Raw genomic sequence first — 12,533 nt, 5'->3', positions numbered from 1 at the left:
TTTTCCTATTTCTTATTTCTTATTTCTTATTTATAGAATGATACCTTCAATAATTCGATGTAGGAATCGATTTCAGCCAAAACTTCTTCTTGATTAATTTCTTCTACGGAAAGTGTCTTAGCCTTTTGTTGTTGTTGATTGGCTATTCCTTCAAAGGTCCAATAAATAATTTGAATCGACTTTTTCACATCGACTCCTTCTTTGAATTTCGATGTATCCATATTGGAGAATAATTTTGCAAAGCTGTTCTCCACCATTTTAACTTTAATCTGCTCGATATCATCTTTCACTTCAGGTGCTTCTTCGAGAAATGCACTAGTAAGGAAATTTATGAGGTGCGGATAAATGGCAAAAAGCTCAAACTTTATCAACGTTACTGCACGAATCGTAACGAAAATATCGCGCTCTTTCCAGTCAATACGCTCATAAATCTTCTCAGTGAATAAGTCGGATAGATGTTCATACAGTGAAACATACAAATCCTTTTTGCTATTAAAATAATGAAATAAAATTCCCTTTGAAATCTTTGCTTCCTTCACGATCGCGTTTGTTGAGGCATTTTGGTAACCATTCTTCGCAAAAACTTGAGTTGCTGCATTAATGATCCTTTCTTCTTTCTCAGGATCTATGTTCAATGTTTTAAACAATATTTTCTCTTCCTCCTTTAAGGGGACAAGCGTTTGACCACATCGGTCAATTTTATTATAGCTTTTTTTGACCAGTGTGGTCAATGTTATTTTCGCATAATAGTTTACCCCTTATTGCGTACTTTTCCCAAACCGCAAAACAATACTGAATTTTCAGACCAATTCCCTCTAATCAAAAAAAGGAGCATAACATTCATGCTCCTTTTCAAGCTCGCCCATATCCCTTACATTAATCTCGTTATAAACATGGTAGCAATCCCAAAATAGATCATCAGAGACAAGATATCGTTGATTGTAGTAATTAATGGACCAGAAGCAACAGCAGGATCAACATTAAACTTGTATAGGACGAGCGGAATAATTGTCCCTGCCAACGTCCCAATAATCAGAGTGATGAGTAAGGAGCTCCCGACTACCAGACCTAATATGATATTTCCTTGCCAAATAAATGCAATGATAGCAATCATCACTGCGCATGTCACTCCAATGATGATACCAACTGAAAGCTCACGGATGATCAGCTTCAATACCTGCCCAAAGTCTAAATCGTTTGAAACAAGCCCCCTTACGACTACAGCAAGTGATTGAGTTCCGGTATTACCCGTCATTCCAGCAATCATGGGCATAAAGAAAGCGAGTGCCACGACTTGCTCCAGTGTGGCAGAAAACATATTAATGATGCTTCCTGAAACGAGTCCAATGAATAATAGCAGTATCAGCCAGGGCAATCGACGATAGGCGGCTACTAATGGTTTGGTGTTGAAGTCAATCGATTTTCCGGAAGCTGACAACTTTTCAATGTCCTCATTTGCTTCTTGAATGACGACATCTATAATATCGTCAACGGTAATGACACCAGCCAATTTCCCATTTTCATCAATGACCGGAATCGTAATGAAATCATACCGACTAATCAACTTGGCTACTTCTTCCTGATCCGTATACACATCTACTTTGACCACTCTGCTGTACATAATCGTTTCAATTTTATCCTGTAGTTCCCCTAGTAACAAATCCTTGTAAGAAATAACGCCAATTAGTTTCTTTTCCTCATCGATTACATACAAGTAGTTAAGGTATTCAGCCAATTCGGCAAAATCCTTCAATTTATCCACTGCCTCACGGACTGTATAATGCTTCGGAATCCATACATAGCGGTTGTTCATCATTCTACCAGCCGTCTCTGGAGGGTAATTCATTAAATTCATAACAACTTGAGATTCCTCTTGGTTCATTTCTGACAAGAGTTCTTCAATCTTCTCAGGTTTAAGGTCGGTCAATAAAGTGGCCAGATTATCATTTTCCATCAAGTCCAGGACTTTAGATGATTTTTCAATCCCCAGCTTTTGTAGCACCACTAATTGAATATCTTTATCAATTTCCTGAATGAATTCTGTTAATTGCTCTAAAGGTATAAATAATAGGAATTTGTTTTGATGTTTTGATGGCACATTTAAGTATTGCTGAGCTATGTCATAGGGCTGCAATTCTTCTATTATTTCAAGAAACGCATTTTTTTTACCGTCTTTAAGGCTTTGAATAATGGCAAGCGTGATTTCGTTTTCAGTCATAGCCAACGCCATATGTGCCCCCCTTTGCTAAAGAGTCTATTCCAGCTCAACCTAACATTTTTTCATGTTAATAAATTGACCTTCTACAGGGAGCGACTCCTTTTTTTGAATAATCTTTTCACTACCATTATTAGAAATAATAATATTGGAATATACACCTGGAATGGCATATGTACATATATCGGAACAACTTTGAGACCTATTTGTAAATGCTGAGTAAACCCTTCAGCCATAAATACCGAGCTTGCAAGAATAGCTGTACCCAACAGTAAAATAAAGAATTTTTGCTTCTTGATACGAAACAATCTCTCAAACCCATACATACCCGCAAAAAAGAATAGGGTGATTTTAAAATAGACACCAATAATGAATATCCCCAGTGCGATGGGATCTAAACGTTGAATTATTTCTGCAATATTTACTTTTTCTATTGCCTCCATAAGGGGGAATTCTGTATTTTTTCCTATAGTTGGCCCTAGTATACTTAGGATGACAACCATGGTTACAATGAGTACGGTACCACTAAATATTACTGCAAAAAGCCCTGTCTTCAATAACTTTTCCTTTCTATTTAAGAATGGGAAAATCATCGTAAACACGATAAGTTCACCGAAAGGGAATGTTAAGGTTAAGGGAAATGCTGTTTTTAAAACAGGAAGCCACCCTTTTTCAAGTACAGGCTGAAGATGCTCCATTTGCGGGAGGCGATCAATAAATACGAATATAAAAAACAATGAAGCGAGGATCGTTAGGATTATGAAAAATATATTACCAGTTCTCGCAATAACTTCGATCCCTAAATAGTAGGCGTAAACAACCAATAGTACCATGAGTAAATTTATGACCACTAATGGTGTTTGACTAAGTGTAGTGGTAATGAGAAGGTCTCCGAAATCCCGCAATACCCTTCCTGAAATATAGAAAAAATAAACAATATACATAAAAGCAATGATTTTGCCAGGGTATTTCCCTACTATCATTTCCACATATTCCGTTAATAGAAGGTTGGGATACTGTCTAAAAAGGGATTCATACAAAAGAAATAGAATGATTCCACCTATCATAGCTAATAGGATCACTAACCATGCATCCTGGTTTGCTTCAAATCCTAATCCCACGATAATTGAACTGCCTAATTCAAACAAGAAAATCAATACAAACAACTGGGTTGAATTTATTTTGTATGTTGTTATGAGGTAGCCCTCCCTTACACCCACTCAGTGAAAAAATTACAACTTTTCAATAACTAAACCATTCTTATGCTTCGTTCAATGATCAGTGTTACTTTTTTCTTGGTTATAACCTATTTTTCCATTTTTTCTTATGAAAGCTACAATCAATAGAAGCAAAGGTAAAAACACGCTAAATGTACTGTCATAAAATGGCCAATATTTTGAAATCGTATTATTAAAATAGGCTGCATTAGGAGAAATGACGATTGAAAGTACAGTGACAATCATACCCATTGGGTAGAGGAGTACCTTGTATTCCTTTATTCTTACTATTTGGGCTAATGCTACGTTCAAAATATAAAAATAAAACGTAATCTTATAATAGGTGGTTAAAATCCACATCACGGCTAATATCACTTCTATCCTTTCCAGGAAATCACCAATCCTGATCACTTTGGCTAAAGCAAATGTAGGATAAAAAGACCTTTGTGTAAGATCGTACCCCAGTATTAGAATCGTAAAAGAAATGATAATGACTAATACAAGCCCCCCACATAAAGAACCTATGAGGAAGCTTTTTCTGATTTTTCTTTGATGATTAACATAGGGTAAAACCATTAAAAATACCACTAATTCCATAAAAGGAAAGGCCACCACTGTAAAGGCACCGTTAATGACGGGTTTTATCCCACCCTCAAGAATAGGTTGCACATTCTTCAAATCAATTAAGGGAACAAGTGCGATAATAAATACTACAAATAGGATCGTAAAGAAAAAGAAAAATATTTCTCCTGATCTCGCAATCACTTCTATGCCTAATCGTGCCCCCATGACGATAATGACTACAAATAACAGGTTAACCATTAACACAGGTGTATTAGTCATGATATGTGTTGTTGTAAAATCCCCGATTTCTCTTACATGAGCAGCAACAGATAGCAGCGGATAAAAAATAAATAGAATCGAAACAAAAATTCCTGGCCACTTTCCAAGGATTTTTTCGTTATATTCCACTAATGTCAAATGAGGATATAGTTTCCCTACCGTTCCCAATAAATAGACGACAAATAAACCAATTAGTAATCCCAGAATCGCTGATAACCAGGCGTCTTGTTTGGCTATAGCAGCCGGTATTGCCGGTAATACAAGAATAGAATCTCCAATGGTAATGAGTATTACAAGTATAGTAAACTGAGGAAGATCTATTTTTTTGTTATTCAAAAGAATTCACACCTCATTTACTATGGATGTAACAACGACGTGAGCAAATCACTGAGAGGTTTATATACGATGATGAGTACGTCCAAGGGATTTGGGAGACTGACATTTAAACCTCTCGATATGCTTAATCCAACTCCAATAACGAATAGAACAGAAAATACCCATAGCTCTCTTTTAGCTTTATTTTTTAAAAGGGAAGGTACTTCAGCCATAATAATGAGGATAGCTATAATAACAATTCCCAGCGTTGCCCACATTATGGTCACTCCTTCATTTCAGGTAAAAATGAGTTTCCTATCTTACCTAAACGGCGTATTTTAATATCAGCTTTCACATTCACGTCAAGATCAGTGAAGTGTTTTTCATTCCAATCCTTATTTAGCTTCTTCCATGACTCAGGGTCTGAACGATGAATGACATCACCAAATCCGAAAATATCGACTCCGAAATCTTCCTGAACTGTTTTTATTGTTTCTTGAGTGAGCTTCACAAAACTATCCTCTGTTTGCTTCTCTAATTCATAAATGGTTTTTGGTTTTGTTAAATCAATGGCGCATTTCACTTCTCCTATATTTCCTTCGGACTCGATAGAAACTTCAATTTTGGGTATTCCATTTTCCACTTTTCCTTTTACTTTGGTTTTTGACTGTATAACCTCAAAATTCATTTCCCCTTCACTTGGACACTGAACATTAGCCACCGTGTTTTTCACATTATCAATGATGACGTTATACCCTCTACTCTGTTCCTGGTCTAACCATCCCAACATTCTGTCTCTCTTGAAAACCGCTATGCCGGAATATTTTAAATAGGCTGCAGGGTTAATCTGTTCTATGTTCTGAACGTTATCTCCAATAGAAGGTTCACCTTTAATTTCAATACCTGTTAGTACTGGACTCTTTCCTTCAGTCACCAGGCTCCGGATAAGTTCATGTAAGGTTACGGAGGTTGTCGGGGCCCATGTTTTCTCTGAGGTTTCCAGAGAGGAAAGCATATTGTTTGCCGGTATTTTCTCAATTGTAGTTAACATTGATAATATATTCTCAGCAGTCGTTTCCTTGGCAATTACAATAAAGAAATCTGTCCGGTATTCATGATCCCTTGCATAAAAATCCAACACTTTCCCTATCCCTTCTTTGGCCAATTCTTCCCCAATGACAAGAATCCTGAGATGAGAATGATAAATCTTCCTCGGACTGACAGTCGTTATTTCCCGCATTGCTTCAAATACGGTTTCTTCAGTCCCTGTAAAAAGGGTTACGGGTATTCCAGAACTCGTACCTGCTTTTAAAGCGACTTCACTCGGAATAACAATTTGCGTAGATACCTTGTATTTACCATCCTCTTTATCAATTCCTTGACCTACACTTATGGCCAGTTCATTTAACTCAACCCGGTTCCAACATCCGGTAGTACAAAGAATCAAAAGAAAAATATAAAGGAGAGTTATTGTTTTTCTAAGCATCAAACAACCTCCATACATCTATTATTGATTATCAGGTGGGGTTGGGGATGGACTATTTTCACGATTCACATTCTGGTGATTCATTAAATGTGGGCGTGAGATCAATCCCCAGTGAGGAAATCTGAATAGGGAATCCTTTTGATCTTCAACATTAAACGGTCCAAAAGGACTCATATAAGGAATGCCAAACGAACGTAAACTGCATAAATGGAGTATCATTGCAATAAACGCAGCGGTAATCCCGAAAATGCCAAATGACGCAGCCAATCCCATAAATAAAAAGCGAATCATTCTAATAGAAATACCCATATTGTTAGACGGTACCACGAAACTCGCGATCGCTGTAATAGATACAACAATGACCATTGCAGCAGACACAATTCCGGCTTCTACCGCTGCTGTTCCAATGACCAATGTGCCAACAATGGAGACGGCTTGTCCGATTGCTCTCGGCATCCTTATACCGCCTTCCCGTAATATTTCAAACGTCACTTCCATTATTAGTGCTTCGACAAAAGCAGGAAATGGTACACCTTCACGCTGAGACGCCAGACTAATAAGGAGTGGGGTCGGTATCATCTCATGATGATACGTAGTGACAGCAATAAAAATTGAAGGGGCTAATAAAGCGATAAAAAAGCAAATTAAACGAAGGAAACGTATGAGGGTACTAAAATCCCATCTTTGATAATAGTCTTCAGCAGCTTGGAAAAACTGGGTGAATAATGAAGGGACCACTAGAACAAAGGGAGTACCATTTACCAAAATGGCTACACGTCCTTCCAAAAGGCAAGCAGCAACCACGTCGGGGCGTTCTGTGTTATATATTGTAGGGAATGGAGAGAATGTTTTATCTTCAATCAGTTCCTCAATATAACCGCTTTCTAATATCCCATCAATCTCAATTCGATCAAGACGCTCTCTTACCTCTTCCAGCACTTTGTCATTGACGATTCCTTTAATGTACATAACAGAAACCTGTGTTTTGGTGACTCTCCCAATCTTTTTAGACTCTACCCAAAGGTTTGAATCATTGATTTTCCGTCTTATCAAAGCTGTATTCGTCCGTAACGACTCTGTAAACGCTTCCCTCGGTCCTCTGACAACAGATTCCTGAGTGGCTTCTGCTACTTCCCTGTCCTTTCCTCCACTTAAATCGATAGTGAACCCTCTCGTAAATCCATTAATTAATACGATGACGTGTCCAGAAAAGAGAGTGGAATATAGTGTCTGAAAATCTTTACATTCTTGAATATTTCCAACAGCAACAACAGAATCTCTCAAACAATCCAATAAATCTCTTTCAGTATCACTATTGTCTTCAGAATCAAAGTCAATCATGAGAGGTTCTAAGATAAAATCATAGATTGATTTTGTGTCAACGATACCATCTGTATAAATGATCCCTGCCTCTATGCACCCTCCTTTTCCTAATTTAATTTTCCTTATGACAACATCATCACTATTTCCAATTGCTTTTGAGATGGACTTTAGATTTTCTTCTAAGCTTGGATGTAATTGAATCTCTTGTGATGTACCCTTGTTATTATCTTGAGGTGTGGAGGTCGTATTTGTTTCATCTTCTTTATTTGTTTTTGAACGTCTTTTCATGAATTACACCTGACTTTATGTACAAATTTTTATCATTAGTTGTCACATTCATTTCAAATAATAGATCACAACCATTTTGAAAAAACAACAATATCTTCATCGCATGAAACTTTCTATTCTTTCCCAATTATCATGCTTATTTATAAAATATTTATTCGTTCGATGAGCCTTCTTTCTTAAATTCAGGAGGAATATATAAATAAAAGGTGAAGCTTCATTTATATAGAAGCTCCACCTTTATATTGACTATAACGATAATATTTCTCTAAGCTCATCTTCCGTCATGGAAGAAACGATTTTATCTTCAGGGTCGATCACCTCTTGAATGAGGTGTCTCTTTTTATCTTGCAGCTCATTCATTTTTTCTTCAATGGTTCCGCGGGAAATGAGCTTGATGACTTGTACTTCATTTTTTTGCCCCATGCGGTGGGCTCGATCCGCTGCTTGCTCTTCGACAGCGGGATTCCACCATGTATCATAGAGGATGACGGTATCAGCGCTTGTTAAATTGAGTCCCGTACCTCCCGCTTTCAATGAAATAAGAAACAAGTCGCGTTCGCCTTCATTAAAACTGTTGCACATGCCTACCCGCTCTTCAGAAGGCGTTGAACCATTAAGGTAAAAGAAGGTCTGCCCCTTTGCCGAAAGCTCTCTTCCGATTAACTCAAGCATTTTAGTAAACTGTGAAAAAATCAACACCCTCCTGCCTGAAAGCCTTGATTCTTCTAAAATCTCCATGAGCTGAATGAATTTTGCTGAAGTTCCCTGGTAGCCCTCTACAAATAAACCTGGATGACAGCATATTTGTCGAAGTCTGGTTAAACCAGCCAGAATTTTGATTCTGTTTTTCCTCAAAGTATTTTTATCCAGGTGCTTAAGCGTATCGTGACGCAGCTTGGCTAAATAAGCAGCGTACAATTCCTTTTGAGGTGGCAGCAATTCCGCAGATTCCATGATCTCCTGCTTTTTAGGAAGTTCTGATAAAACATCTTCCTTCATCCTGCGCAGGACAAACGGGCGAATTCTTTTGGCGATATCTTTTTTTGTAAGACGACTGTAATCTTTAAGCCCTCGAAATAACCCCGGAAATATTACGTGAAAGATTGACCACAGCTCTTCGAGTGAGTTCTCAACAGGTGTTCCCGTTAGTGCGAAACGGTGATTGGCTTCGATTTTCTTTACGCTTCTTGCTGTTTGCGTTATTGGATTTTTAAACGCCTGAGCCTCATCATAAAACACCGTGTGAAATTTCTGTTGCTCATACCACTTGATGTCACTCCGAAGTAACGGATAGGAAATGATGATCACATCGACACCCTTTAATCCATTCTGCTTCTTCATTCGTTCTGCTTTATTTCCATCCAGTATCACTGCTTGTATTTCAGGAGCAAACTTCGTAAATTCACTTTGCCAGTTATAGGTGAGGGACGAAGGACAAACAATCAGAGCCGGAAGTTTCTGGGTCCTAATCTCATCTAATTCAGAAACAATAAAAGAAATGCTTTGGATGGTTTTTCCTAACCCCATATCGTCTGCTAAGATCCCGCCAAGACCATAAAAGGCCAGGGTTTTCATCCATTGATAGCCGTCTTTTTGATATTTTCTCAACAGTGTGTTCAAGGTTGGTGGTACGGCAAAATCCATACTGCCGGGATTCATGATATGTTGCAGGAACTCTTTATACGATTCCCCTAATTTGAACGTGTGGCTCGTATCAACTGAGTCCAGGAGTTGAAGACTTTGATGCAATGGCAGCTCGAGTCCCTTGATTAAATCCTTTTTCTCCGCTTGTGACGTATGAAGAAATCGCTGAATATCCTGGAATTCAGTGGATTCCAGTGAAAGAAGCGACCCGTTTCGCATCCGGTAATATTTACGTTTTTCATCTAATGCCTCCAGGATCTCCATGATCTGCCGGTCAGGGATCCCATCCATTTCAAACTTGAATTCCAGCCAGTTCATTCGTTCTTTCTTCACCTTGACCCGAATCTTCGGACCATTATTGCCCTTAAAGACACGGTTTCTAACTGCCGTAGTCGCGTAGATCTGGACAAGCTTCTGAATCTTAGTCACTCCGTACGTTAAAAATTCATATTCTTGATCCTCATTGTGTAAAAAATAACCGCCTTCTGTTTTTCCAAAAGTGAACTCTTCCATTAATTCAAGGATGGTATCTTCTTTCTCCACCTCTCTAATTAGTAAGGATCCCGATGGTGGTTCGCGATTTTCCAATGGGTGAATCACTACATTTTCGTAATGAAATTCAAGACCCGCGAGCAAGCGATTCTTCACTCTATCAAGATACAGCTTTGCCACAAGCGGCGATTTTTCCAAGCTTTTGGAAATTCCGTCCGAGATTGTGACCTTCCCCAATTTCTTTAAACCAATCGCTACTTTCTCAAGAAAAAAGCCTATCTTGGTTTGAGGAATGGGTATCGAGTCTGTTCCTGATTTGCTGAGAAGCCGCTTTAATTCAGAAAGACGCTTGCAATCCCTGGTGTCCAGTCGGGTCATTGTTCCTTCATGAAAAACGGCTTGATATTCATCAAGGACGATCATATTTTTTAACCCGGTTATGTGTAAAAGGTAGCTTCCATTCTCATTTTGGCCAAATTCGAACTTCAATGGAAGCGGGGTCTTCAATAGCTTGATCCCTTCTACGGTGTACTGGCTTTGCTCTACTTTAACCCTTGGTGCCTTTATAAGAAACGGTAAAAGCCGCTCCCATGCTGAGGGTGGGATGAGCAATTGTTCATTAGTGTTCACTTCAGTTGAAGAGTATATCGTCTCTTCCTGGGCCACTATACTAAGCTGTTGCATCACAGGATCGGTATCGGTTTCAACGCAATGAAATTGTTGATTAAAAATGAATGATTCTGAAAGTTGGAAGGGAACTCCTTCTTTGATGCTCTGTAGAAACCCCCTAACCTGTTGAACCTTGACAGAGTGTATCGTTAATTCAATCCCGATCATAGCTCCACCAGTTTTTAAGGTTACAGGCTTAATCAGTATTTCACATTGCAGTACTTGTCTATTTTCAAAATGCCTCTGGTGACCAGTGGAACGTATGGATTCATCCTGAAACAAGGTGAAAAATTCTTCTGTTACTCCCCCTTCTTGGCTGTTTCCCCGACGCTGCTCATATTGAATAGCGAGCAGGACAGCTGCGATATGTTGACAATCTTTATCAAATGATGCCAGTTTGGGACAGCTGCACTTTGCGTGGAGTTCTCCATTAGCTCCCCCTGTAACGGTTACGTGGAAATCTTCCTCCCCCATAACGGTCGCTTCACAATAATTCGAACTTAATTCGTCCATTTTCACTTTATTGGAACGGTAATAGCCCTCTCCCCTTTTGAAAGAAACAGTACCGCATCGCTCTTTTATAAGTTTTTGATGTATGACCTTCACGTGTCTGGTTCCTTTCTGGAAATGTTTGTATGTAAGAGAAAGTTCCTTAATTGGATTTCTTCAATAATCCCATGATAACAACAATAGGCAAATTTAGAAACTGTACGTCATCGATTACTATATTAATAGAAACGTATATTCGTGAGAAGATCTACATAGACTATAAGGGAAGCGATCCGACAGAAAAAAATCCGAACTATGAGGCCAGTCATAGTCCGGAAAAATCTTTAAGGAGCCCTCTACTTTTCAATATGATTCAACAACGAAATGATGAAACTTCCTGCTTGAAATATCAGCATGAAAATAAAGTAGTTCTCCACCACCCTCACCCCCTTCTAGAGGATCGCTCGAGTAAAATATTTGTCCCCTGTTGATATGTATGTAGGATAGACTCAATTCATGCATTTTTTTGTTGTGAATTGGATGTACGTTCAGAAGGAAGAACTCCCGGATTATCTTTTTGCGGATAATCCGGGAGTTTTTTCATTAGTGAGTATGTTTTTGATGAATTTTCATTGGATGAGTCGTAATCTGGTTGAAATCGACTCTTTTGATGAGGTTATGAGAGCTGGATTAGTGTATGAAAAAATTTTATCAGCGAACCTCACTTTTATACCTAAACTACATCAAAAATACCACATTTTTTATGAAAGTTATGCTTACATAATATTTTCTATTGCATATGGAGACTTTTTTATGTAAATTAGTCAAGTATGTTTAATAGGAGGTATCAGCATGAATCAAACACAAAATATTCAACGAGTTCAAATAGCTACAGCGGATCCATCTGCTCTTGGACTTTTCGGATTAGCTATGGTTACCCTTGTCGCTTCTTCAGCGAAACTTGGATGGACGGATGGGGTTTCATTTGTATTACCATGGGCGATTTTCCTTGGTGGAATTGCACAGCTGATTGCATGTTTTGGAGATGCAAAACATAATAATACGTTCGGATCCACTGCATTTGGAGCATTCGGTCTATTTTGGCTTGGAGTCGGAACATCCTGGTTAATTTCATTCGGTGTGTTTGGAGAAGCAGCGGCGGCTGCTGTAGATCCACACCAACTGGGGATTGCGTATATCGGTTACCTGATTTTCAGTATTTTTATGACCGTTGGCGCCATGGAAACACATAAGGTCTTATTCATTATATTTGTCCTGATTGATTTCTTATTTATCGGCCTTTCCCTGTCTACACTAGGGATTGCACCTGAAGCAATGCATAAATTAGCGGCCATTTCCGAGTTGTTTATTGCATTATTCAGCTTCTACGGCTCTGCGGCAAGTGTGTTGAACACCCACTTTGGGAGAGAAACACTTCCTGTAGGAAAGCCATTCGGGATATTTAAGTAAGCGAAGAAAGAGATAGATGACAAGCTCATCTATCTCTTTTTTTTCATTTTTTTATCAATACTGGAATCAAGATGCCGAAATG

Annotated in this window: 9 protein-coding genes; 1 reads left to right on the top strand and 8 read right to left on the bottom strand. The window is 38.5% G+C overall.

Annotated elements, in window-relative coordinates; translation table 11 throughout:
• Positions 1-26 precede the first annotated feature (26 nt).
• The 8 genes from ACOSV2_RS04365 to ACOSV2_RS04330 form a co-directional block, all read right to left on the bottom strand.
• Positions 27-647 (bottom strand): TetR/AcrR family transcriptional regulator, encoded by a 621-nt coding sequence (locus ACOSV2_RS04365; RefSeq protein ID WP_428974066.1) that lies wholly within the window; start codon positions 645-647, stop codon positions 27-29.
• 224 nt (positions 648-871) lie between these two features.
• The gene (mgtE, locus tag ACOSV2_RS04360; protein ID WP_428974065.1) at positions 872-2,230 is read right to left on the bottom strand and encodes a magnesium transporter; all 1,359 of its coding nucleotides are present in this window, start codon (positions 2,228-2,230) and stop codon (positions 872-874) included.
• A 71-nt stretch (positions 2,231-2,301) separates the two neighbouring features.
• Positions 2,302-3,435, bottom strand: coding sequence for a GerAB/ArcD/ProY family transporter (locus ACOSV2_RS04355; protein WP_428974064.1), 1,134 nt, complete (start codon positions 3,433-3,435; stop codon positions 2,302-2,304).
• A gap of 51 nt (positions 3,436-3,486) precedes the next feature.
• The gene (locus ACOSV2_RS04350; protein ID WP_428974063.1) at positions 3,487-4,611 is read right to left on the bottom strand and encodes a GerAB/ArcD/ProY family transporter; all 1,125 of its coding nucleotides are present in this window, start codon (positions 4,609-4,611) and stop codon (positions 3,487-3,489) included.
• 20 nt (positions 4,612-4,631) lie between these two features.
• Positions 4,632-4,868: a hypothetical protein gene (locus ACOSV2_RS04345; RefSeq protein ID WP_428974062.1), complete on the bottom strand. Its 237-nt coding sequence runs from the start codon at positions 4,866-4,868 to the stop codon at positions 4,632-4,634.
• A gap of 5 nt (positions 4,869-4,873) precedes the next feature.
• The gene (locus ACOSV2_RS04340) at positions 4,874-6,076 is read right to left on the bottom strand and encodes a Ger(x)C family spore germination protein (RefSeq protein WP_428974061.1); all 1,203 of its coding nucleotides are present in this window, start codon (positions 6,074-6,076) and stop codon (positions 4,874-4,876) included.
• A gap of 21 nt (positions 6,077-6,097) precedes the next feature.
• Positions 6,098-7,687 carry a spore germination protein gene (locus ACOSV2_RS04335; RefSeq protein WP_428974060.1) on the bottom strand — a complete coding sequence of 530 codons (1,590 nt, stop codon included), beginning with the start codon at positions 7,685-7,687 and terminating at the stop codon, positions 6,098-6,100.
• A 246-nt stretch (positions 7,688-7,933) separates the two neighbouring features.
• A complete protein-coding gene (locus tag ACOSV2_RS04330; RefSeq protein ID WP_428974059.1) occupies positions 7,934-11,098 on the bottom strand; it encodes an SNF2 helicase associated domain-containing protein in 3,165 nt (1,054 codons plus the stop codon).
• A gap of 735 nt (positions 11,099-11,833) precedes the next feature.
• Between ACOSV2_RS04330 and ACOSV2_RS04325 the strand changes: the two genes are divergently transcribed.
• Entirely contained in the window at positions 11,834-12,451 is a 618-nt protein-coding gene (locus ACOSV2_RS04325; protein ID WP_428974058.1) for an acetate uptake transporter, read from the top strand.
• Positions 12,452-12,533: the final 82 nt, after the last annotated feature.

The sequence above is a fragment of the Rossellomorea sp. DUT-2 genome, assembly GCF_052665285.1.
This window is presented reverse-complemented; position numbering and strand designations above follow the sequence as displayed.